Source organism: Bartonella phoceensis (assembly GCF_902825145.1).
GTDB classification, from domain to species: Bacteria; Pseudomonadota; Alphaproteobacteria; order Rhizobiales; family Rhizobiaceae; genus Bartonella; species Bartonella phoceensis.
Map to the genome: position 1 here is coordinate 389136 of NZ_CADEAD010000001.1, position 22431 is coordinate 411566.

At 38.6% G+C, this 22431-nt stretch carries 22 protein-coding genes; 10 read left to right on the forward strand and 12 right to left on the reverse strand.

The features are described from left to right. Nucleotides 1-87: 87 nt before the first annotated feature. The 3 genes from J7R07_RS01780 (at nucleotide 88) to pssA (ending at nucleotide 3636) form a co-directional block, all read left to right on the forward strand. The gene (locus tag J7R07_RS01780; protein ID WP_208435211.1) at nucleotides 88-1944 is read left to right on the forward strand and encodes an ABCB family ABC transporter ATP-binding protein/permease; all 1857 of its coding nucleotides are present in this window, start codon (nucleotides 88-90) and stop codon (nucleotides 1942-1944) included. 145 nt (nucleotides 1945-2089) lie between these two features. Next, nucleotides 2090-2788, forward strand: a complete 699-nt coding sequence (locus J7R07_RS01785) for a phosphatidylserine decarboxylase (RefSeq protein WP_208435212.1) — start codon at nucleotides 2090-2092, stop codon at nucleotides 2786-2788. A gap of 8 nt (nucleotides 2789-2796) precedes the next feature. Further along, on the forward strand, nucleotides 2797-3636 hold the full coding sequence (pssA, locus tag J7R07_RS01790; protein WP_208435213.1) for a CDP-diacylglycerol--serine O-phosphatidyltransferase: 840 nt from the start codon (nucleotides 2797-2799) through the stop codon (nucleotides 3634-3636). A 497-nt stretch (nucleotides 3637-4133) separates the two neighbouring features. Here the strand turns inward: pssA and J7R07_RS01795 are convergent, their stop codons facing one another. The 9 genes from J7R07_RS01795 to rpsF form a co-directional block, all read right to left on the reverse strand. Next, entirely contained in the window at nucleotides 4134-4883 is a 750-nt protein-coding gene (locus J7R07_RS01795; RefSeq protein WP_208435306.1) for an SDR family NAD(P)-dependent oxidoreductase, read from the reverse strand. Nucleotides 4884-4885: 2 nt separating this feature from the next. Next, nucleotides 4886-6379, reverse strand: a complete 1494-nt coding sequence (purF, locus tag J7R07_RS01800) for an amidophosphoribosyltransferase (RefSeq protein ID WP_208435214.1) — start codon at nucleotides 6377-6379, stop codon at nucleotides 4886-4888. A 76-nt stretch (nucleotides 6380-6455) separates the two neighbouring features. Beyond that, a complete protein-coding gene (locus J7R07_RS01805; protein ID WP_208435215.1) occupies nucleotides 6456-7037 on the reverse strand; it encodes a CvpA family protein in 582 nt (193 codons plus the stop codon). A gap of 149 nt (nucleotides 7038-7186) precedes the next feature. After that, on the reverse strand, nucleotides 7187-8557 hold the full coding sequence (gene radA, locus J7R07_RS01810) for a DNA repair protein RadA (protein WP_208435216.1): 1371 nt from the start codon (nucleotides 8555-8557) through the stop codon (nucleotides 7187-7189). After that, nucleotides 8547-10055, reverse strand: coding sequence for a replicative DNA helicase (locus tag J7R07_RS01815; RefSeq protein WP_208435217.1), 1509 nt, complete (start codon nucleotides 10053-10055; stop codon nucleotides 8547-8549). The genes radA and J7R07_RS01815 overlap by 11 nt, the downstream gene beginning before the upstream one ends. A 597-nt stretch (nucleotides 10056-10652) precedes the next feature. Then, nucleotides 10653-11249, reverse strand: coding sequence for a 50S ribosomal protein L9 (gene rplI / locus J7R07_RS01820; RefSeq protein WP_208435218.1), 597 nt, complete (start codon nucleotides 11247-11249; stop codon nucleotides 10653-10655). Between the two features lie 24 nt (nucleotides 11250-11273). After that, on the reverse strand, nucleotides 11274-12254 hold the full coding sequence (locus J7R07_RS01825; protein ID WP_208435219.1) for a hypothetical protein: 981 nt from the start codon (nucleotides 12252-12254) through the stop codon (nucleotides 11274-11276). A 155-nt stretch (nucleotides 12255-12409) separates the two neighbouring features. After that, complete coding sequence (gene rpsR, locus J7R07_RS01830; protein WP_208435307.1) at nucleotides 12410-12658, reverse strand: 30S ribosomal protein S18; 249 nt, start codon at nucleotides 12656-12658, stop codon at nucleotides 12410-12412. Continuing rightward, the gene (gene rpsF / locus J7R07_RS01835; RefSeq protein ID WP_208435220.1) at nucleotides 12658-13065 is read right to left on the reverse strand and encodes a 30S ribosomal protein S6; all 408 of its coding nucleotides are present in this window, start codon (nucleotides 13063-13065) and stop codon (nucleotides 12658-12660) included. The genes rpsR and rpsF overlap by 1 nt, the downstream gene beginning before the upstream one ends. A gap of 345 nt (nucleotides 13066-13410) precedes the next feature. Here rpsF and J7R07_RS01840 point away from each other — a divergent pair, with 345 nt between their 5' ends. From J7R07_RS01840 to gmk, 7 genes are all read left to right on the forward strand, one after another. Next, nucleotides 13411-13998, forward strand: coding sequence for an undecaprenyl-diphosphatase (locus tag J7R07_RS01840; protein WP_208435221.1), 588 nt, complete (start codon nucleotides 13411-13413; stop codon nucleotides 13996-13998). Nucleotides 13999-14075: 77 nt separating this feature from the next. Further along, nucleotides 14076-15020 (forward strand): ACP S-malonyltransferase, encoded by a 945-nt coding sequence (gene fabD / locus J7R07_RS01845; protein WP_208435222.1) that lies wholly within the window; start codon nucleotides 14076-14078, stop codon nucleotides 15018-15020. A gap of 18 nt (nucleotides 15021-15038) precedes the next feature. Then, complete coding sequence (gene fabG / locus J7R07_RS01850; RefSeq protein ID WP_208435223.1) at nucleotides 15039-15776, forward strand: 3-oxoacyl-[acyl-carrier-protein] reductase; 738 nt, start codon at nucleotides 15039-15041, stop codon at nucleotides 15774-15776. A 262-nt stretch (nucleotides 15777-16038) separates the two neighbouring features. Further along, nucleotides 16039-16275, forward strand: a complete 237-nt coding sequence (locus tag J7R07_RS01855) for an acyl carrier protein (protein WP_208435224.1) — start codon at nucleotides 16039-16041, stop codon at nucleotides 16273-16275. 101 nt (nucleotides 16276-16376) lie between these two features. Then, nucleotides 16377-17639, forward strand: coding sequence for a beta-ketoacyl-ACP synthase II (fabF, locus tag J7R07_RS01860; RefSeq protein ID WP_208435225.1), 1263 nt, complete (start codon nucleotides 16377-16379; stop codon nucleotides 17637-17639). A gap of 97 nt (nucleotides 17640-17736) precedes the next feature. Beyond that, nucleotides 17737-18846 carry an endolytic transglycosylase MltG gene (mltG, locus tag J7R07_RS01865; RefSeq protein WP_208435226.1) on the forward strand — a complete coding sequence of 370 codons (1110 nt, stop codon included), beginning with the start codon at nucleotides 17737-17739 and terminating at the stop codon, nucleotides 18844-18846. A 57-nt stretch (nucleotides 18847-18903) separates the two neighbouring features. Next, a complete protein-coding gene (gene gmk / locus J7R07_RS01870; protein ID WP_208435308.1) occupies nucleotides 18904-19569 on the forward strand; it encodes a guanylate kinase in 666 nt (221 codons plus the stop codon). Nucleotides 19570-19613: 44 nt separating this feature from the next. On the opposite strand, the gene rsmA is transcribed toward gmk, so the two are convergent. Genes rsmA through J7R07_RS01885 form a run of 3 tightly spaced genes read right to left on the reverse strand, consistent with a single transcriptional unit; the run spans nucleotide 19614 to nucleotide 22404 of the window. After that, a complete protein-coding gene (rsmA, locus tag J7R07_RS01875) occupies nucleotides 19614-20444 on the reverse strand; it encodes a 16S rRNA (adenine(1518)-N(6)/adenine(1519)-N(6))-dimethyltransferase RsmA (RefSeq protein ID WP_208435227.1) in 831 nt (276 codons plus the stop codon). Continuing rightward, complete coding sequence (gene pdxA / locus J7R07_RS01880) at nucleotides 20438-21448, reverse strand: 4-hydroxythreonine-4-phosphate dehydrogenase PdxA (protein WP_208435228.1); 1011 nt, start codon at nucleotides 21446-21448, stop codon at nucleotides 20438-20440. The genes rsmA and pdxA overlap by 7 nt, the downstream gene beginning before the upstream one ends. Next, the gene (locus J7R07_RS01885; protein ID WP_208435229.1) at nucleotides 21448-22404 is read right to left on the reverse strand and encodes a SurA N-terminal domain-containing protein; all 957 of its coding nucleotides are present in this window, start codon (nucleotides 22402-22404) and stop codon (nucleotides 21448-21450) included. Before J7R07_RS01885 ends, pdxA begins: the two co-directional genes overlap by 1 nt. Between the last annotated feature and the right edge of the window lie 27 nt (nucleotides 22405-22431).

The window sequence follows — 22431 nt, forward strand, 5'->3', positions numbered from 1 at the left end:
GTATCGTTTACAGAATGTAACCTATAAACGACAAAAAAGAAAATATTGCGATGCCTATTGAGTCGATGGTAGAAAAGTAAGGGCTTTATGAATCAAAATAAAACGATAAAAACTGTATCATCAGATACAGGCCATACTTTGCGTACACTTTATAATCTATGGCCTTATATGTGGCCAGTGGGACGCCGTGATTTAAAAGTGCGGGTACTATGGGCACTATTTTACCTCGTTTTAGCTAAGCTGTTTCTCATATCTGTACCGTATTTCTTTAAATATGCTACGGATGCACTTGATGTAGGCTTTAAGTTCTCTATGCGGGAGGCATCAAGTTATATTATACCTATTATGCTGGTTTTAGCATATAATGTTACACGTATTGTTCAAGCTGCATTAAATCAGTTACGCGATTCTTTATTCGCAACCGTTGGTCAACATGCCATCCGTCAGTTAGCCTATAAGACCTTTGTTCATGTTCATGGATTGTCTTTGCGATTTCATTTGGAAAAGCGAACTGGTGGGCTTTTTCGTGTGATTGAACGTGGTACAAAGGGAATTGAAGCTATTGTTAGATTTTCAATTCTGAACACAGTACCAACGGTTTTAGAGTTTATTTTGACAGCATTTGTATTCTACATAAACTATAGTTGGCGTTATTTTTGCATAGTTGTAATAATAGTCAGTTTATATACGTGGTTCACAATCAAGGCGAGTGATTGGCGTATTCGTATTCGGCAAGCAATGAATACAGCAGATACTGAAGCTAATACGCGTGCTGTTGATTCTCTTTTGAATTTTGAAACAATTAAATATTTTTGCAATGAGACTCTGGAAGCACACCGATTTGACTCTTCTATGGCAAATTATGAAAAAGCAGCGACCAAAATTTGGACATCATTAAGTTGGCTTAATTTTGGTCAGGCTCTTATTTTTGGTATTGGGATGGCTATCTTGATGTTGATGTCAGCTTACGAAGTTTTTCGTGGGGCACAAACTGTAGGAGATTTCGTTTTTATTAATGCGCTTTTGATACAGTTTTCCATTCCATTAAATTTTATTGGTTCAATTTATCGTGATGTTCGACAAGGTTTAACTGATATTGAAGCCATGTTTGATCTTTTAGATGTTAAGCAAGAGATTGTTGATAAATCAAATGCTGAACCATTAGTGGTGAGGGATGGTACTATTCGGTTTAATCAGGTAAAATTTTCCTATGATCCATCTCGTCATATTCTTAAGGATATTGATTTTGAAGTTCCTGGAGGCAAAACAGTTGCAATTGTTGGACCATCTGGTTCTGGTAAATCGACTATTTCTCGATTACTTTTTCGTTTTTATGATGTTGACGCGGGTTCCATTACAATTGATGGACAAGATATCCGTGATGTAACACAAAAAAGTTTGCGTGAAGCTATCGGTATGGTGCCGCAGGATACCGTATTATTTAATGATACGATTGCATATAATATTTACTATGGACGCCCAAGTGCTACAGAGGAAGAGATGCGTAAAGCTGCTGAAATGGCACAGATATCAAAATTTATTGAGATGCTGCCAGAAGGATTTCAGTCTATGGTAGGTGAGCGTGGACTTAAACTATCAGGTGGTGAAAAACAACGTGTGGCTGTTGCACGGACACTGTTAAAAGCTCCTCCACTTCTCATTTTAGATGAAGCAACTGCAGCTCTTGATACAGCAACGGAACAGGAAATTCAACAAGCATTGGATGTTGTTAGCCGTGGGCGTACAACATTGATAATTGCACATCGTCTTTCTACTGTGATAAATGCTGATGAAATTTTAGTTCTCAAAAATGGCCGTATTATTGAAAATGGAACGCATGTAGAGCTTTTACGTAAGAAAGGTTTGTATGCTTCAATGTGGAATAAACAGCTTGAAGTCTCACAAGCTGAAGAAAAGTTACGCAAAATACGTAAAGAAGATTAGATGGGTATTATTAATCGTAAAAAATAAACTGCGCAAAATGTGGACCATAACTTTATGTGGAGTGATTGATGAAGTACATAAAAGAATAAGGAGGAACAAAAAGATTTATTACTTGTTTTAAGTTATACTATGAATAGGAAATTACATGAGTATTCTACAATCTATCCATAATGGCTTTGTACCAATTCATAAAGAAGGTTACCCTTTTATTATAGCGTTTTTTATCATTTCGCTCATTCTTGGTTGGGTATGGAGTCCGTTATTTTGGTGTGGTATGATTCTTACTGTGTGGTGTATATACTTTTTCCGTGATCCAGATCGTGTCATTCCTTTGAATGCAAATTGGGTTCTCTCTCCTGCTGATGGGCGTATCTCATTCGTTGAACCATGTATCCCTCCAGAAGAATTGGGATTAGGTAAGGAGGAAATGATCCGTATTTCTGTGTTTATGGATCTTTTTTCATGTCATATCAATCGTATTCCCATAAGTGGTACGGTAGAGTCTATCATTTATCATCCAGGTCGTTTTATCAATGCTGAGCTTGATAAGGCTAGTCAATTTAATGAGCGTAATGGGATGGTGATTGACAGCAAACATGGTAAAATCGGTGTGGTACAGATAGCTGGGATGTTTGCTCGCCGGATTATTTGTTGGTCAAAAGAAAATGACTCTGTTATCACTGGAGAACGATTTGGATTGATTCGTTTTGGTTCTCGTCTTGATATTTATATACCAACGGGAGTAAAATTGCGTGTTGCGGTTGGCCAGACAGCAATTGCTGGGGAGACAGTTTTAGCTTCTTTTGATGATAAGAATTCTACAACTGACTTCAGATTTGATTAGGACGAACAATGAAAAATTTTTCACTATTTTCTTCATTTAATCCTGAGGGACAGCATGATGATGTTGTAAATCGGTGGCGTTCACCTACACCAATGCGGTATGTCATCCCCAATATCATCACTATTTTAGCTATTTGCGCAGGAATGAGCAGTGTGCGTTTGGCTTTTGAGAATCGCTATGAAGCTGCTATTTTAATGGTGCTTTTGGCAGCAATCTTAGATGGCGCCGATGGTCGCATTGCTCGTTTAATGGATGGGAGTTCATCTTTTGGAGCGCAGATGGATTCTCTTGCTGATGTGATTAATTTTGGTGTTGCACCTGCTCTTATTGTTTACTCTTTTGTTTTGACTCAAGCGCATCAAGTTGGTTGGGTAGCAGCGCTTGTTTATTGTGTTGCTTGTTGTTTGCGATTAGCCCGTTTTAATGTGATGTTGGATAATGCTGATATACCAAAATGGAAGGAAAGTTATTTTGTTGGTGTTCCTGCCCCAGCAGGAGCATTATTGCTTTTATTGCCAATGTATTTAGGAGTTCTTGGCTTGAAGCCAAGTTGGAGCTGGGCATTGTTTTTTAGCCTTTATACTGTGATCATTGCTTTTCTTTTGGTCAGTCGTTTACCAGTATGGAATGCAAAGACAATTGATCAAAATTTGAGGCGTGATATTGTTGTACCGTGCATGTTGGGTATTGTTATTTATGTAGGCTTTCTTGCAACGTACACATGGCACACTTTATTGATTACTGCTGTTGGCTATATGATTTTTCTTCCCTGCAGTTTTGTGGCTTATAATAAGCGCACTGCTTTGGAAGGAAAAAAGGTCAATGCTAAAAATCTCAAAGAATCGTAGAGCGTTATATTTTGTTTCTGGGAATAAGAATAAAAGTAGAGAAAAATTTAACTCAGGTTGATCATTTTTCTTCTATGTTTATGGTTTTAAAAAGCATGCTCTTTAAGAAGAATAATCCGCCATAGCACTACTCATTCATGAACTTGTTTAAAAACTCTCTTATTGTTTCCAATCTCATTTCATAACAGGATATGAAGGGTATAATGCAAAATTTACTGTGCTCTACCGTCTTTATGCATATTAAAAAAGGTACGAACTGACACTATCAATTATTGTTTACTAGTTTCCAATGTCATGACTTCTTTTGCATTGGAGGAATTTATGAGAGGCGTGATTGCTCTTTTCTAAACGATTTTATCCACACGTTCATTCCAATTTATAGCATACAAACGAGCATTTTTTCTGATTTATATATACAATGAGAAGGGGTGAAATGAGAAAATCTTACTAAAAATCGCATTATAAGATGAATTATTTTTATAAAATAATATGTCGCCTTAATCAGGTACATGATAATCTGCAAACCGATTTTTACGAACACTAAAGAGTTTACCCGTTTCTTTTAAATCAGGTGAGAACAAGTGCGCTATCTTTGCTGCAACTTCTTGCGGTGAAGGGAGAATTTGAGGATCTTCACCAGGCATGGCTTGTGCACGCATAGCAGTGCGTGTTGCACCAGGATCAACACAGTTAATTTTAATAGGGGTTTGCTTTAATTCTTCTGCCCAGCAACGGGCAATAATTTCTAAAGCAGCTTTAGAAGCTGCGTAAGGTCCCCAAAAAGCACGTGGAACATGAGCAACACTTGAAGATAACAGAACCGCTCGTCCAGCATCAGATTTACGTAACAAAGGTTCAACAGCTTTTATTAAACGCCATTGGCTGATAAGATTTATTTGAAAAACATCTTCAAATACTGTATCATCAATATGTGCTATTGGTGAGAGTGTTCCAAGAACTCCTGCATTTGCAACCACGATATCGAGTTTTTTCCAGCGCTCAGCAATAGAAACGCTAAGAGCACCAATATTTTCCATATGGTGTAAGTCGAGGGGGACGAGTGTAGCAGAAGTACCTGTTTCTCGAATTTTATTGTCAAGCATAGTGAGTCCACGCACTGTGCGTGCAAGGGCGATAATGTGAGCACCACGTGTTGCGAGTTCTAATGCTAAATGGTAACCAATACCTCTTGAAGCACCGGTAACAAGTGCAACCCGACCAGAAAGACTAAAATCAATTTTTGCCATCATTAATTTCTTGTTTTAAGGACAGATGATTGATGAATTTGGGGAATACTTTCTTGATCAACTAGATTTGTAGGATAATGTCCGGTAAAATAGTGATCAGTAAATTGTGGATCAGTGTTATTTCTTTTTTCTCCTGCTACAGCAAGATATAGACCATCTGTTGAAAGAAATTCTAATGAGTCAGCACCAACAAAATTACACATGGATTTTAAGTCCGGATATTGATTAGCCAACAAGCTTTCAACTTTGGGTGTATCAATACCATAAAAATCAGGATAGAAAATCATAGGGCTGGAAACGCGCATATGCACTTCTTTTGCTCCGGAATCGCGGAGCATTCGTACGATTTTAAGGGATGTTGTTCCACGCACAATGGAGTCATCAACGAGAATAACACGTTTTCCTTCTATCACAGGACGATTTGCAGAATGTTTTAATTTTACCCCAAAAGCACGAATTTGTTGTGTTGGTTCGATAAAAGTGCGGCCAACATAATGATTGCGAATAATGCCAAGCTCAAAAGGAATTCCAATCTCTTGTGCATAACCAATTGCAGCAGGTGTTCCGCCATCGGGAACGGGAACCACAACATCACCCTCACAAGGTGCTTCTCGTGCCAAATAGATTCCCATATTTTTACGTACCGTGTAAACACTGCGTCCTCCCACAATTGAATCAGGACGTGCAAAATAAACATATTCAAAAAGGCAAAGTTTTTCTGCTTTATCACTCTCTGGTTCTATAGTTTTTTTCGTAATTTCCCCATTTTTCTGTATTTCACAGATGATAATTTCCCCATTTTTGACATCACGCACATATTTTGCTCCAATAATATCAAGTGCACATGTTTCAGAACAAAAAATTGGTTTACCATCAAGTTCGCCCATCACGAGAGGTCGAATACCTATTGGATCGCGTGCAGCAATAAGTTTGGTACGTGTTAGTGCCAACATGGCATATCCACCTTCCACTTGCCGAATAGCATCAACAAAACGGTCAGATGACGATTCATAACGCGAACGAGCAATGAGATGGAGAAAAACTTCTGAATCTGATGTTGATTGACAGATGGCACCAGAAGCAATGAGTTCGCGACGTAATGTAAGACCATTGGTAAGATTACCATTATGGGCAATAGCAATACCTCCAGCTTTTAATTCAGCAAAAAGAGGCTGGACGTTGCGTAATGCTATTTCTCCAGTTGTTGAATAACGTGTATGCCCGATAGCACGATTCCCCGGTAAACGAGCGAGCGTTGCGGGGTTTGTATAGTGATCACCAACAAGACCGAGATGCTTTTCTTGATGAAACATTTTATTATGATAAGAAACAATCCCAGCTGCTTCTTGCCCACGATGCTGAAGCGCATGGAGTCCGAGAGCTGTTAATGTTGCTGCATCTTCATGACCAAGAATACCAAACACTCCACATTCTTCATGAAGGATATCATCATCTAATGAAAAATTCTGACAGGAAATATCGTTTTTTGTCATCATATTCTTTCAATTGTGCTATGAGGAATGATTATATCATACTTCACATAATTATTTAGAATTTTTTGCCTATAACGAACTATTCTCCATTTTGCCGAATTATCTTTTCAGGAGGGTTCTGATCCTGTGTATGAGCGTTATCTCTTTTAAAAACTTTTTCCGCTTTTTCGAGAACAGTGTCGAGATCTTTTGGGAGTATTTCCCAAACTTTTTGTCCTAATGAATCTAAGAAAGGTTTTGTTGCTGCATTTTTTAACCAGTTCGCCTGGTGTTCAGGTTTAATAAGTGCGTTAATAAGGAGCATGCCGATGAGCATAATAAATAAACCACGAAGTGCTCCAAAAACAAAACCGATAGTACGATCAAGAATGCCAATTCGACTATCAATAATAAAATCCGAGATCTTCATTGCAATGATTGAAGTGATAATAAGAACGATAATAAAAATCGTAACCAATGTTGTGATCAATGCGATCATTTTATTAGAGAGATATTGCTCAAAGAAGGGCAATATAGGCTTGAATAAAAACAGTGTGGCACCGGCTGCGATTGCCCAGGAAACCAAAGATAGAACCTCGCGTGAAAACCCACGGAACATAGCGAGAAAAGCGGACAACAGGATGAATACTACGACAATTCCATCAAGGACTGTTATGATCATTCGTTTGTTCCTTATACATAAAGTTGTGTTCTTTTAAGTTAGTATACAAATGCGTTTCTTGTTATGCCATTTTTTATTCTTATAGCAAGGACCTTTTGTGTTTTGTAGAGTTTTTTCTATATTATCATGCGTGTAGTGCGGAGCGTTTTTTATCGGCAAGTAATAGCGGCAACTAGTTCAGGAAGGTCGGAGAATGTTTTTTGTTGAAAATTGAGTAATTTCATTTTTTCGGTTGTAGTAGTAGGGTGAACTACCCCTTGAAAACCAAGTTTTTTTGCTTCATTGATGCGCTGGGCTGAATGTGCAACGGCACGGGTGGCTCCTGAAAGGCTGATTTCACCAAAATAAACATAATCTGTTGGAAGAGGAATATTTGCAAGAGAGGATACCAAAGCTGCTGCAACAGCTAAATCAGCTGCTGGTTCTGATATGCGATATCCGCCTGCAACGTTAAGATAGACATCGTGTTGTCCAAAGCGAATTCCACAATGGGCTTCTAAAACAGCAAGAATCATTGAAAGACGATTTCCATCCCATCCTACAATAGCGCGTCGTGGTGTTCCAAGTGAGGAGGGAGCAACAAGCGCTTGAATTTCCACTAATATTGGCCGTGTTCCTTCCATTCCTGCAAAAACAGCGGTGCCCGGAGCTTTTTCATTTCGTTCACCTAAAAAAAGTTCAGATGGATTGATGACCTCCCGTAATCCTTTATCAGACATTTCAAAAACACCAATTTCATCCGTTGGTCCGAAGCGATTTTTTATAGTTCTAAGGATTCGATAATGATGTCCACCTTCACCTTCAAAATAAAGAACGGCATCAACCATATGTTCGACAACACGGGGGCCTGCAATTTGTCCATCTTTTGTTACATGGCCAACAAGAACAACAGCTGTTCCTGTTTTTTTGGCAAAGTGGATCATTGCTTGAGCGCCGATACGCACTTGTGTAACGGTACCAGGCGCTGAATCAGCAGCATCTGACCAGAGAGTCTGAATAGAATCGATAATAACCATATCAAGGTTTTTATGTTCGCTTAAAGTTGCAAGAATATCTTCAACATTGGTTTCAGCGGCAAGTTTAACCTCTGTATTGGCAGCTCCAAGTCTTTGTGCACGTAAACAGATTTGAGCAATAGCTTCTTCACCTGAAACGTAGATAACATTATGTCCCTTTCGCGATAAAGCAGCAGAAGCTTGTGTCAGCAATGTTGATTTTCCAATACCGGGATCGCCACCAACAAGGAGTGCTGATCCACGGACAAACCCCCCACCTGTAACACGATCAAGCTCAGCGATGCCAGAATGGATACGTGGGGCATCTTTAAGATCGCCAGAAAGGGACGTTAGTGCGACAATATGTCCTTTGCGAATATTTTGCATAGGGCCAGTGCCGATGCCGCTATTCACATTTTCTTCGATAAGGGAATTCCATTCGCCACAAGCACTACATTTTCCTGCCCAACGTGAATAGATAGTACCACAATTTTGGCAGATAAATTGAATACGGCTACGTGCCATGATGATTTAAACCAATTTGTTCTGGAAGATAATTGCTATCTGCCAAATCGCTAAAGCGTGTGAAATCAGACTGAAAGGCAAGATGAACAGTTCCTGTTGGTCCATGGCGCTGTTTTGCAACAATAACATCAGCTTTTCCAAAAGCTTTGTCCATTGTGTTTTGCCATCTTTCATATTCAAGAGTGCCTATCTTTGGTTCTTCGTTTTTGAGATAATATTCTTCACGGTACACAAAAAGAACGATGTCAGCATCTTGCTCAATTGAACCAGATTCACGTAAATCGGAAAGTTGTGGGCGTTTATCTGTTCGATTTTCAACTTGTCGTGAAAGCTGTGAAAGAGCAATGATAGGAATATTCAGTTCTTTTGCCAATGTTTTTAATCCTGTGGTAATCTCTGTAATCTCTTGAACACGATTTTCTGAGGAACGCTTTGAATGGCTTGTCATAAGCTGGATATAGTCAATAATCAGGACATCCAAACCATGTTGCCGTTTGAGACGTCGTGCACGAGCAGCTAGTTGCGTAATTGATATACCACCAGTTTGATCAATGTAAAGCGGTGCTTTTTGTAAGCGATTCATTGCACGGATGATTTTAGAAAATTGTTCTTCTGAAATATTCCCCCGCCGGATATCAGAAGAAGAGACCTCTGTTTGTTCGGAGATAATACGGGTTGCAAGTTGTTCTGATGACATTTCAAGCGAGAAAAATCCAACAATACCTCCCTCATTTTTTTCTGTTTTGCTATTATGATTGCAAGCATTGGCAATATTAAAGGCAATATTGGTAGCCAATGACGTTTTTCCCATACCAGGGCGCCCAGCGAGGATAATTAGATCAGAGGGTTGTAATCCACCCATTTTTTCATCAAGTGTTTTAATGTGAGTAGCTATCCCTGATAAGTGTGAAGAGCGTTTTTTAGCAGCGCTTGCCATATCAATAGCTTTTTTGACAGCTTCATTAAAATTTTCAAATCCACCACCATATTTTCCTTTTTCTGCTAGTTCAAACAACCATTGTTCAACAGTTTCAATTTGTTGACTGGGTGTAAGTTCTACAGGGGCATCAAAAGCTGTATTGACAACTTGAGTTCCAAGATTAATCAAAGAGCGCCGGATAAAAAGATCATAGATAACCCGTCCATAATCTTCGGTATTAATGATTGTTACTGCTTCTTTTGCTAAACGAACAACGTAATTGTATACGGTGATATCACCAATTTTTTCGTCTGCTGGAATAAAAGGCTTGATGGTAACCGGATCTGCAACTTTCCCTTTTTCGATAAGGTGAGATAAAATATCGTAGATTTTTTGATGCAATGGCTCAAAAAAATGTGCTGGTTTTAGAAAATCTGAAACGCGATCAAGAGCACCATTATTGATGAGAAGTGCGCCAAGCAATGCTTGTTCAGCTTCAATGTTATGCGGGAGTTGCTGAAAAGAAGAGGAAACTTCTTTTTGTAAAGAGCTGAAATTGACAATGCTTGTTTCTTCCATAACAGTTTTTTCCACTCAAATTTCATGTTTAGCTACTTAGGTGTGTACCAAAAGGATAGAAAGAAAATCTTCATTTTAAATTAAAATTACACTTTTAATTTTTCAGACTTTCTTCGATTGCTTATTCAGCATCTGTGTATTATCTACATGCAATTTATTCCTTTACATTTTATTTTTATAATATGTAAGTTTTTCGTATTATACCTCTGATATTATATGGCGCAAAAGTTTCAATATCAGCATGTGTAAAGTTGCTTTTCTTTATCATTAGAATTTATTTTAGATGAAATAAGGATGTAATCAACTGACCATTGTACACAAATACCACTCTTTTTAAAAAGCAGGGATTTGGGTAATTATCTTCTGTTTCTATCTTGATAAAAGCAATCTATGAGAATAATTATGCTTACCATGTTTATAGTTCCTAGTGTAGTATGTTTTTACACAATATACTAAACACTGCTTTCTCATAAGAATGTAGTTTTCTAACGATAAAACAATAAAATGCTTAGTCTTTTAAGCTAAGCATTTTACAATGCACCAGTGCATTAAATGATAGAAAAATAAAAAATACAAGACAGAAAATAAAAATAGCAATTAAGCTTCTTCATTCATGCTTTTTGCATCATTCTCATGATGTTCCTCTGCTAATAACTCTTCCTGATTTTCTTCTATCAATTCTTCCTGAATATCATATATGGCTTCAGCAGAGGTTAAATTTTCACCTTCCGCTTGGCGTTGCGCTTCACTCTCTGAACGTGCAACATTAATGATCACAGAAATTTGAACTTCAGGGTGTAGGTTAAGAGTGATTGTATGGAGACCGATAGTTTTTATTGGATGATTTAGTTCCACTTGATTGCGTCCAATAGAAAAACCTGCATTTGTTATAATTTCAGAAATATCACGTGTTGATACAGATCCGTAAAGTTGCCCCGTTTCACCAGCGGAACGGACGGCAATAAATGATCTACCATCAAGTTTTTCAGCAACTTTTTGTGCTTCACTTTTGCGTTCAAGATTACGTGCCTCGAGTTGAGCGCGCTGGATTTCAAAGTGTTTTTTATTAGTTTCATTTGCGCGTAAAGCTTTCCCTTGAGGCAAAAGAAAGTTACGTGCATAACCATCTTTAACTGAGACAATATCACCCATCTGACCAAGACGAGGAATACGCTCAAGTAGAATAATATCCATAGTTTTTCCTTTCGAATAAATAAATTAATGCAGTTTTTTGCGTGATTGAAAATTGTATTGAATAGCCGCCCAAATACCCATTAAAAGCATCATGAAAGAAATAGGCGGAGCAAAGACAACGGTTAAAATGGCAATATAAACAAGAGAGAGTATAATAAACCGGCCGTTAATCCCTTTCGTAATGTTGTGGAGATATGCTAGACCACTGATTGATATAATGACAGTGTATGCGGTACTAAAGACACGCGTAATTAAATTAACAGGAGTACTCAATTCAACCATTGATGCTATGCAAACAACAATGAAAATAAAAATTCCAGAGATTGGAAGGCGGAGAGTTTGGCTCCAATCATCACGGGGTCTTTTCAGCCATTTCATGTGTTGTGCTGTTATTATAGAAAAATAAAGGTTACCAATGAGAAAAACCAAGCTATAAATAGTCAAAGCAACAGCAGTCAAAGTTGCTGTATGTGTCATTAAAAGATCACTAAAAGCGCGTATATCAGTTTCTTTTATTGACTGTGATTGTTGCATAGCTTGTGCTATATTTTCGGTGATTTTTTTCGCAATGACGGGTGTGGAAGGACGGGTTTGAACATAGAGCCCAATGAAGGTCGCCATAAGAGCGATAAAATTGGTTAAATGAAAAATAACAGATGATAATGGGTACCATATCAGTGTATTTTCTTTTTGTGCTGGTCGTGCAAGCCCAAGAAGCCAAGAACCATAGACAGCAGGAAGGAAAAATAACAGCATAAAACCAAGAGCAATATAGGTATTAGTTGTGATGACAAGAACAATCGTAGCGCTTATGAGAGCAATAAGGCTAGCTAATGTTCCTTGATTAAACGCAACAATAAAAATTGGAAACGAAAGAAAACAACCAAGAAAAAGAGAAAAATAGGGCGCAATATTCGCAACACTGATGATTGCCATTCCTATCACGACAGCAAATAACCCTGCTAAAACACCGGTCATTAATTTGTAAATATGAAAGTTTTCCATTTATCGCTGTCCTGCCTGCTGCAGTTAGAGGCATTATAATACCCCAACTTCCGGTATTGTATATATCCTAATACAGCCTATAATCAACCATATCACTAAATTACACGAAAAAAAGCGACTGGGGAAATTCCCCAGCTGCAGAATATACTAATAACTTACCTTACAATATATGGAAGTAAACCTAGAAAACGAGCACGTTTAATGGCATTGGCCAATTCACGCTGTTTTTTCTGGCTGACAGCTGTAATTCGTGAGGGAACGATCTTTCCACGTTCTGAAATATAACGCTGTAATAATTTGACATCTTTATAATCAATTTTGGGAGCATTAGCACCTGAAAATGGACATGTTTTACGACGACGATGAAAGGGACGCCGTGCTGCAGTTTGATTCATATCAGTCATCATTCTACTCCTTCTATGGCATCTTCACGTTGACGACGCGGGGAGCGAGGACGCTCTTCATCTTGACCAGCATGACCATTATGATCAATACGTGAAAACATAGCAGATTTCTCTTTTTCGTGTTTTTCTACGCGAATGGTCATGTAACGCAAAATATCCTCATTGATACGCATCTGACGCTCAACCTCAGCAATTGCTGCAGCTGATGCGTCAATATTAATCAGTACATAATAAGCTTTACGATTTTTGCGAATACGATACGCAAGGGGACGAAGACCCCAATTTTCTACACGCCCAACGTTTCCACCGTGCGCTTCAATGACACCTTTGTAGACATTCAAAAGTTCATCAATTTGCTGCGGTGCAATATCCTGTCGGGCAAGGAACATATGTTCATAAAGAGCCATTATTTTGCCTTTCTCCAATTAAACTTTACCGGTTTTAGCGCAAAGCCTCTGCGACTTGTCTTTTTTGGACATCCAAAGAAGAAAGGACGCTTTTATAATTCGAGACATTCGAGAGCGGAGACACAGGAGGCCGGAAACACTTCGTCTCCTACTGGTCATTTTTCAGTCCTCCGTTCAACCTCCAGCTAAATACCGGTAACGAACGCTTGATATTTACAGTTTATCTCCAAAAATAGCAAGTTTATGCACATAAAAAAATTGATTTATTGAATCTTGATATATTTTTCATATCACTTTTTTATGAAGAGACGATACTTTAAAGCTATAAACATGAAGGAGAAAAGAATGGATTTTTTCAACAGGATTGACGTTGCACTTTTTGGAATACTTACTGGCAATCATCAATCTTGGTCAGTTTTAGTGTTGTTTAGTATTTTTTGTGCAAAGTTTTTGATTTATATCATTCCACTACATCTTTTTACGTTGTGGTTTTGCGGTGAAAATATGGAACGACGCGTGGCACTAAGTATTTGCGTGAGCATTTGTATGGCTCTTGTTATAGGTCATCTTATTTCTCTTATTTATTTTCATCCACGCCCATTTGTTATGGGTTTGACAACACCACTTCTTTTACATCGTCCAACAGCTTCTTTTCCGAGTAATCACGCTTTGACTATTGCATCTTATATGGCGAATCTTTATTTTTACCGGTACAAAATTGCTTCTCAGTTTGCAGCGGTTTGTTTATGCTTGATTTGTTGGGCACGCGTGTTCGTTGGTGTACATTACCCCTTTGATGTTTTAGCTGGTACGTTTTTAGGAGGTTTTATCAGTTGGGCTGTCGTTCGGTTTATAGCACCGTATTTCCCTAAGTTTTTATATCAAATTCCACCATTAAAGTATAACTTTAAAAAAGGTATTCATTCCAAATAAGGTGCTTTGTCTTGATTTGTACCGATGAATAAGAGCAAAAGAAAATAATTTAATGGCACATTTTTAGGAGTCGATTGATGGTGGCAGCTTTTATTTTTCCAGGGCAGGGGAGCCAGCTTGTTGGTATGGGTAAATTGCTTACAGAGCAATTTGTTGCAGCACGAATGGTTTTTGAAGAAGTTGATGATGCTTTAGGTGAGAAATTGTCAGATATTATTTTTGAAGGGCCAGCAGATGTTTTGACCTTAACTGCAAATGCGCAACCGGCATTAATGGCCGTATCCATGGCCATTATTCGTGTGATGGAACAATTGGGGCTTAATATAAAGGAAAAGGTAAAATTTGTTGCAGGTCATTCTTTAGGCGAATATTCAGCTCTTTGTGCTGCTGGTACATTTAGTCTTACTGATACGGCAAAACTTTTACGCATACGTGGAAATGCTATGCAGGCTGCTGTTGCTGTTGGTGAAGGTTCTATGGCAGCACTTATTGGTTTAGATGAGCAAGATGTGGAAGAAATTTGCAAAACCGTTTCTAAAGAAGGACTATGCCAGATTGCTAATGATAATGGAGGAGGGCAAATTGTTATTTCAGGTGATACACAGGCGGTTGAGGCAGCAGTAAAGATTGCGTCAGAAAAAGGTGCTAAACGTGCACTTCTTCTTCCTGTTTCTGCACCTTTCCATTCAACCTTAATGCAATCTGCTGCTGATGCCATGAAGAAAGCACTTTTAACTGTTAGCAAAACTGCTCCTCTTATTCCTCTCATTGCTAATGTTTCTGTTGCACCAGAGAGTGATCCAGAGCGTATTATGACACTTCTTGTTAAACAGGTGACAGGAAGAGTGCGATGGCGTGAAACAATAGAGTGGATTGGTGCGAATGGGGTTGATACGCTTTTTGAAGTTGGGTCTGGGAAAGTATTAACAGGTTTAACACGTCGTATTAACAAGGATATAAAAGGATTAACAATTGGAACAGCTGGAGAAATAGAAACAGCACTACAGTTGCTTGATGTTTAATCTATAAGGAGTCTAAAAATGTTTAAATTAACAGGTCGTAAAGCTCTTATAACGGGAGCATCGGGAGGAATCGGTGAGGCAATAGCACGTTGTTTTCATGCACAAGGAGCAATTGTTGGACTCCATGGAACACGTGAAGAGAAGCTTAAAGAAATGGCTGCAGATCTGGGAAAAGATGTTTTTGTGTTTCCTGCTAATCTCTCTGAGCGTGGATCCGTCAAGTTACTGGCTGAAACGGCGGAAAAAGAAATGGGCGGTGTGGATATCTTGGTTAACAATGCTGGAATCACCCGAGATGGTCTTTTTGTACGTATGCAAGATCATGACTGGGATGATGTTTTAGCAGTTAATTTGACAGCCGCTTTTACTTTGACGCGTGAATTGACACATTCTATGATGCGGCGGCGTTATGGAAGGGTTATTAACATAACATCTATTGTTGGTGTGGTCGGAAATCCTGGACAAACCAACTATTGCGCTGCAAAAGCGGGTTTGATAGGCTTTTCTAAGGCATTAGCGCAAGAAATTGCTTCACGCAATATCACAGTTAATTGTATTGCTCCAGGATTTATTAAGTCCGCAATGACGGATAAACTTAACGAAAGGCAAAAAGAAACTATTATGGCGGCGATTCCAATGAAGCGCATGGGAAGCGGGGAAGAAATAGCTTTTGCTGCCGTTTATTTAGCAAGTGACGAAGCATCATATGTAACAGGTCAAACATTACATATCAATGGCGGAATGGCAATGATCTGAGCACTTTCTTTATTCTACATTGATTTATAATCTGTATTATTTTAGTAGTAAGAAGTAAAATGGGGAAATACATCTATTTCTTTAACAGGGTAAGTTAATCGATTTATGTCAGAATGTCATATTGGTTCATTTTGTAGGGGATATCCACAGGATATTTTAAATCACTGCTAAAATATTTAGAGGTAATGCATCTATTGCTTGATTAGATGACCCGATATAGTTAACCAAATTATAGGAATAATATAAACTTGAGGATTTCAACATGAGTGATACAGTAGAGCGCGTTAAGAAAATTATCGTGGAGCATCTTGGGGTGAATGCAGATAAAGTAGTAGAAAATGCAAGCTTTATCGATGATTTAGGAGCAGATAGCCTTGATACGGTTGAGCTCGTTATGGCTTTTGAAGAAGAATTTGGTGTAGAAATCCCAGACGAGGCTGCTGAAACAATTTTTACAGTAGGTGATGCAGTAAAGTTTATCGAGAAAGCTTCTGCATAACAACTAAGAGGCAAAAGCATTTTACGCTTTTGCCTGCATTCTTTAAGGCTATTTTGAAAATAGAGCTTTGAGAGGTAAAACGCAATTCAAGGTTAGAGATTATGAGACGTGTTGTTATTACTGGTTTAGGATTGGTATCTCCATTAGCTGGTGATGTCGAATATAGTTGGAAAAGGCTTCTTGAAGGGAAAAGTGGTGTTCGACGTATTACTGAGTTTGATGTGTCTGATTTACCATGTCAGATTGCTGCACGTATTCCTTTGGGCGATGGAACAAATGGTACATATAATGCCGATTTGTATATGGATCCCAAGGAACAGCGTAAGGTTGATGCGTTTATTGTTTATGCAATGGCTGCTGCTGGTCAAGCACTTGCAGATGCTGAGTGGTGTCCCACGAGTGATGAAGATCAAGTTTGTACAGGTGTATTAATTGGTTCAGGCATTGGTGGCATTGAAGGTATTGTTGAAGCCGGTTATACGCTTCGTGATAAAGGGCCACGGCGTGTTTCTCCTTTTTTTATTCCAGGGCGTTTAATTAATCTTGCCTCTGGCTATGTATCTATTAAATACGGTTTGCGCGGTCCTAATCATTCGGTTGTAACAGCCTGTTCGACAGGTGCGCATGCAATCGGTGATGCAACGCGTTTGATTGCTTTGGGTGATGCAGATGTCATGGTGGCAGGGGGTACTGAATCTCCAATAAATCGGATAGCTCTTGCTGGTTTTTCTGCTTGCAGAGCTCTTTCTACTCGTCGTAATGATCATCCTGAACAAGCATCACGTCCTTATGACGTCGATCGTGATGGTTTTGTTATGGGTGAGGGAGCTGCGATTGTCATTTTAGAAGAGCTTGAACATGCAAAAAAACGCGGTGCTCGTATTTACGCTGAGGTTATTGGCTATGGTTTATCTGGCGATGCTTATCACATTACGGCACCTTCAGAGAGCGGTGAAGGTGCGCAGCGTAGTATGATCGCTGCTCTTAAGCGTGCACAAGTGGATATAAGCGAACTTGATTATATTAATGCCCACGGAACTTCAACGATGGCAGATACCATAGAGTTGGCGGCTGTTGAGCATATTTTGGGGCATTATGCGCCACAAGTATCTATGTCATCTACAAAGTCGTCTGTGGGGCATTTACTTGGTGCGGCTGGTGCCGCTGAGGTTATTTTTTGTGTTTTAGCTATACGGGATAATATAGCTCCAGCAACACTTAATCTTGATAATCCATCAATTGAAACAAAAATTGATCTTGTCCCACATAAACCGCGCGAGCGAAAGATTGATACGATTCTTTCAAATTCCTTTGGGTTTGGTGGTACAAACGCGTCTTTAGTAATGCGGCGTTTTGGAGAATAGTAAATATTTTTATTCGTTTTTGTGTTTTCTATTTTATTATGAAAGTTAAGTGAGAGATTGTCATTATAATACCTAAAAACTGTTGAGGGTGATAGTTGTGTCCGATGTGAAAAATGACAGACCGCTGAAAGACGTAAATGATTCCTCTTCGAATCATAAGGTAGATAATAGTGGTATGTTAGCACATAAGAAACAAAAAAAATCATCTATCGTGCGTAATCCATTGGTCATGCTGGGTCATTTTTTTCTGATGCTGATTATGGTTGTTATTTTAGCCATAAGTATTCCTCTTTATATTGGAAAAAGTATTTTTGAAGGAAAGAGGAGGGCGGAGGGAGAGCAAGTTGTTCTTATCTATCCTGGAACAGGGATTCGGGAAATTGCTTCATTACTTGAAAAACGTAATCTCATTCGATCGTCAGATGTTTTTGTTTATGGGGTTGGTTTCCACCAAAAAACAACACTTCTTAAGGCGGGTGAATATTTAATTCCAGCGCATGCTTCAATGCGGGATATTATGGATATCCTTGTGAAGGGCAAATCCATCGAATACACTTTTACAATACCAGAAGGTTTAACGGTTCAACAAGTTTTCGATCGGTTAGCGGCCAATAAAATTTTGATTGGGGATCTTCCAAAAGTTTTACCCCCAGAGGGCAGTTTGATGACAGATACTGTTCATTTTATTCGAGGAACAACGCGTAAAGAAATTATAAATAGATTACGTGAAGAACAGACGAAATTAATTCACGCTATATGGGCTACGCGCTCACCTAATTTACCAATAAAATCCATTGATGAATTTGTCATATTGGCATCGATTGTTGAAAAAGAGACAGGAGTTGCAGCAGAAAGACCGAAGGTTGCAGCGGTGTTTTATAACCGTCTTGCAAAACATATGCGTCTTCAATCGGATCCGACAGTTATTTACGGTCTCTTTGGTGGAAGAGGAATGCCATCCGGTCGTACAATTTACCGTTCAGATCTTGAGAAAGAAACACCCTATAATACTTATAAAATTGATGGTTTGCCACCAACAGCTATTGCGAATCCGGGTCGGGATTCTTTGAAAGCGGTGGCGCATCCACCAAACAGTGATGCGCTCTATTTTGTAGCTAATGGTTCAGGCGGACATGTTTTTTCTAGAACTTTAGAGGAACACAATATGAATGTTCGCAAATGGCGTGCATTAAAAGCAACACATTAATTTGTGGGACTGTAGAAAACGTATGATTAAAGTTGTGAAGAAAAGTAGAATAGTATGATGGCATTCTTTGAGGATGAATTGCGTGCTAAAAAAAGAAATCAGCGTCGCGGTTTTTTGTTTATTCTTTCTTCACCTTCAGGAGCCGGTAAATCAACTCTTTCTCGGTTACTCTTGAAAGAGGGGAAATTAGAGCTCTCTGTAAGTATGACGACACGGCAAAAGCGTCCTAGTGAAGTAGATGGCCTTCATTATCATTTTATTTCAAAGAAAGAGTTTGAACGCAAGCGTGATAATAATGAGTTTATTGAATGGGCAGAAGTTCATGGTAATTATTACGGAACTTTACAGAAAAGCGTTGAAAATGTGTTGAATGCTGGTCGGGATATGTTATTCGATATCGATTATCAAGGCACCAAACAGCTGCAAAAAAAGATGCAAGGGGAGACTGTATCTGTTTTTATTCTTCCACCATCAATGAAAGAGCTCATTTCACGTTTGCATCGTCGAGCAGAAGATAGCCAGGATATCATCGATTTACGTTTAAAAAATGCACAAACGGAAATACAGCATTGGCGTTCTTACGATTATGTTGTCATTAATAAAGATCTAAATCAGTCTATATCACTTATTAAATCAATTTATTTAGCCGAAACAGTAAAACGCGAGCGCTGCCCCTTTCTTGAATCTTTTATTGATGGGCTTATTTCTGAAAAAATTGATTAATGTGCTTATATTTTGAAAAGAAAGAATAAGCGAAGAATGAGTTTTTAGATCACCAAATTGGCTAAAGTTACAAATTCAGAAATTGAAAGCGTTTCAGCACGGCGCGTTCCATCGATTCCAGCTTTTTCTAAAAGCATTTCACCTCCAAGAGTTTTAAAATTTTGACGAAGCATTTTTCGTCTTTGTCCAAAAGCGGTTTTTGTGACAAAACTTAATTTTTGTGCGGAGCAGGTGAGAGGTTGTGTCCGCGGAATGATATGCACAACGGAAGACATTATTTTGGGTGCTGGTATGAAAGCTTGAGGAGGGATATCAAAAGCAATTTTGGCAGTGGTACGCCAGCCAGTTAAGACACTAAGACGCCCATAATATGCAGATTGAGGTTTTGCTGTAATACGTTTTGCAACTTCACGCTGAAACATTAATGTCATGGATTCATAAAAAGGAGGCCATGGTTCAGCTAATAGCCAATTTAATAAAAGTTGTGTTCCAATATTGTAGGGAAGATTTGCAATAATGCGTGGTTTTTCTGGAGATATTTTAAAGAGTTGTGAGAAATCTTGTTTTAGTGCATCATTACAAATAATTTTTAGTTTTTGTGGATAGTGTTTTTCTATCTCTAAGAGAGCTGGTATACAACGTTCATCACGTTCTATCGCTATTACAATGGCACCTTTTGCAAGTAAGGCGCGGGTAAGACCTCCAGGACCAGGTCCTACTTCAATAACAGGTTTCCCTTCTATATTTCCTGCTTGATGAGCAATTTTAGATGTGAGATTAAGATCGAAAAGGAAATTCTGGCCCAAGGATTTATGAGCTTGCAATCCATATATATCAATAACCTCACGCAGGGGAGGGAGATCATCTATTAGCATGGTATCAAACTATTTTCCGAAAGTTGATTTGCAAGTTTAAGAGCAGCAATAAAGCTTTCGGGAGAGGCTATCCCTTTATCAGCAATATCAAAAGCAGTTCCATGATCTGGAGAAGTACGAATAAAAGGTAGTCCTAAAGTCGTGTTGACAGTAGTATCAAAATCCAATGTCTTAACAGGGATAAGGGCTTGATCATGATACATGCAAAGGGCAACATCATATATTTTTCTTGCGCGTTCATGAAACATTGTATCGGCAGGCAATGGACCCACAATATTGAGACCTTGCTTTTTGAGATATTCAATAGCAGGGGTAACAATTTCAATATCTTCTTTCCCCATTGCACCTTCTTCTCCAGCGTGAGGATTAAGGCCTGCAACAGCAAGACGGGGTGAAGTTATTTTAAATCGTGTTCTTAAATCGTGTTCAGTAATAAGTGCCGTTTGAATAATGAGATGACGAGTGAGCTGTAAAGGAACTTCTTTGAATGGAACATGAACAGTAATTGGTACGGTCTTTAATCGAGGTCCTGTTAACATCATAACTGGATGATAATATTTATTGGAGTTTTGATAAGCCAAATCTGCTAAAAACTCCGTATGACCTGGAAATTGAAACCCAGTATCGTAAAGGTTCTTTTTTGCAATTGGACAAGTAACCAATGCAGAAGCATAACCATTTTGAATCAATTGAACACCACGTTTAATCGCCTCAATTATTCCAGCAGCATTATTCGATGAAGGTGAGCCTGGTTGGTCACTCTGTCGATTTTCTAATGGTATTACAGGAAGAGCAGCTTGAAAATTTTTCACAAGGTTATTTGTTAAAACAGTTTCTATTTCAACATCTATCTGTAAAAAATGAGCACGCGAACGCATAAAATCTGGATCAGCAAGCAAAACAAAAGGTGGAACCTGACGCGTAAAACGCAAGTTCCATGCTTTTAGTACTATCTCAGGACCAATTCCGGCAGGATCACCACCACTAACAACAAGTACAGCCATTACGAGTTTTTAATACGTGCCACCCGACGCAATTCTTCTAAATATTTTTCGCTTAATTTTTCAAGTTTCTGCGGGTTCTTCTGTTTACTATCTTGAAGAGAAAATATCAATCGGGCCACGTAATCATCAGAAACTCTCTTTATTCTGCAGACAGCAAGCGCCTCAATCCCATCAGATGTTTCCTGAAATTGAGTCATTTTTCCGGCGGGTGTTGCCAGGATAGCCTGCTCCCATGCACTGGGAAGCTGAGGTTCGAGAAATTTTCCTAAATGGCGGATAGTAACATCTAAAATACCCCTTGCTTGGTCCTGGGCGTTAGCACATCCCCGGAAACGTGCACGAAAATTGTTTGCTTCTCTTTGACGTCTTTCAAAAATTTCTGCACGGCGATGCGCAGGAATAACAAAAATAATGCGCTGTAGTGTATATTCATTGGTTGAAGGTTTTACACCACCATTTTTTAATATTCTGCGTACAGCTTCCTGTTCAGTAATCATAACAGTTTCGGCTTGATAGCGTGCATTAACAAGCCGCCCCCATCCTATTTGTCCACGGATATAATTCTTAAAGTGTTGCACTGTGATATCATTTTGAATCAAAATCTGATTGAGCTGATCAATGGTCATATTATTTTGCATTGCAAAGTTTTCAAAAGCATTATCAACCTCATTATTGCTTACCTCAATACCACGACGCTTTATTTCAACATTTTTAAGGGTTTCATTAATAAGCTCACTTTTAGCTTGTGCAACAAGATTACCCTGTTTTTGTTGCAATCTAAGAAAAGCAGCACGCCTTTGAATATCGTAATTAGTGATAGGATTACCATTGACCGTGATAACAACGGCAGTTTGCGCGAAGACCGGTGAAATTAGAGATCCATTTATCAATAGGTTGCTTACACCCAAAGGTGCAATACAAAATAAAACAAAAATATGCTTTTTCAATTTGTTCATAGAAGTAAGCTTTCGCATTAGTTTATT

What these genes read in the sequence shown, in the direction of transcription:
- J7R07_RS01780 (WP_208435211.1), top strand. Translation starts at nt 88, where the DNA reads ATGAATCAAAATAAAACGATAAAAACTGTATCATCAGATACAGGCCAT.
- J7R07_RS01785 (WP_208435212.1), top strand. Translation starts at nt 2,090, where the DNA reads ATGAGTATTCTACAATCTATCCATAATGGCTTTGTACCAATTCATAAA.
- pssA (WP_208435213.1), top strand. Translation starts at nt 2,797, where the DNA reads ATGAAAAATTTTTCACTATTTTCTTCATTTAATCCTGAGGGACAGCAT.
- J7R07_RS01795 (WP_208435306.1), bottom strand. Translation starts at nt 4,883, where the DNA reads ATGGCAAAAATTGATTTTAGTCTTTCTGGTCGGGTTGCACTTGTTACC.
- purF (WP_208435214.1), bottom strand. Translation starts at nt 6,379, where the DNA reads ATGATGACAAAAAACGATATTTCCTGTCAGAATTTTTCATTAGATGAT.
- J7R07_RS01805 (WP_208435215.1), bottom strand. Translation starts at nt 7,037, where the DNA reads ATGATCATAACAGTCCTTGATGGAATTGTCGTAGTATTCATCCTGTTG.
- radA (WP_208435216.1), bottom strand. Translation starts at nt 8,557, where the DNA reads ATGGCACGTAGCCGTATTCAATTTATCTGCCAAAATTGTGGTACTATC.
- J7R07_RS01815 (WP_208435217.1), bottom strand. Translation starts at nt 10,055, where the DNA reads ATGGAAGAAACAAGCATTGTCAATTTCAGCTCTTTACAAAAAGAAGTT.
- rplI (WP_208435218.1), bottom strand. Translation starts at nt 11,249, where the DNA reads ATGGATATTATTCTACTTGAGCGTATTCCTCGTCTTGGTCAGATGGGT.
- J7R07_RS01825 (WP_208435219.1), bottom strand. Translation starts at nt 12,254, where the DNA reads ATGGAAAACTTTCATATTTACAAATTAATGACCGGTGTTTTAGCAGGG.
- rpsR (WP_208435307.1), bottom strand. Translation starts at nt 12,658, where the DNA reads ATGACTGATATGAATCAAACTGCAGCACGGCGTCCCTTTCATCGTCGT.
- rpsF (WP_208435220.1), bottom strand. Translation starts at nt 13,065, where the DNA reads ATGGCTCTTTATGAACATATGTTCCTTGCCCGACAGGATATTGCACCG.
- J7R07_RS01840 (WP_208435221.1), top strand. Translation starts at nt 13,411, where the DNA reads ATGGATTTTTTCAACAGGATTGACGTTGCACTTTTTGGAATACTTACT.
- fabD (WP_208435222.1), top strand. Translation starts at nt 14,076, where the DNA reads ATGGTGGCAGCTTTTATTTTTCCAGGGCAGGGGAGCCAGCTTGTTGGT.
- fabG (WP_208435223.1), top strand. Translation starts at nt 15,039, where the DNA reads ATGTTTAAATTAACAGGTCGTAAAGCTCTTATAACGGGAGCATCGGGA.
- J7R07_RS01855 (WP_208435224.1), top strand. Translation starts at nt 16,039, where the DNA reads ATGAGTGATACAGTAGAGCGCGTTAAGAAAATTATCGTGGAGCATCTT.
- fabF (WP_208435225.1), top strand. Translation starts at nt 16,377, where the DNA reads ATGAGACGTGTTGTTATTACTGGTTTAGGATTGGTATCTCCATTAGCT.
- gmk (WP_208435308.1), top strand. Translation starts at nt 18,904, where the DNA reads ATGGCATTCTTTGAGGATGAATTGCGTGCTAAAAAAAGAAATCAGCGT.
- rsmA (WP_208435227.1), bottom strand. Translation starts at nt 20,444, where the DNA reads ATGCTAATAGATGATCTCCCTCCCCTGCGTGAGGTTATTGATATATAT.
- pdxA (WP_208435228.1), bottom strand. Translation starts at nt 21,448, where the DNA reads ATGGCTGTACTTGTTGTTAGTGGTGGTGATCCTGCCGGAATTGGTCCT.
- J7R07_RS01885 (WP_208435229.1), bottom strand. Translation starts at nt 22,404, where the DNA reads ATGAACAAATTGAAAAAGCATATTTTTGTTTTATTTTGTATTGCACCT.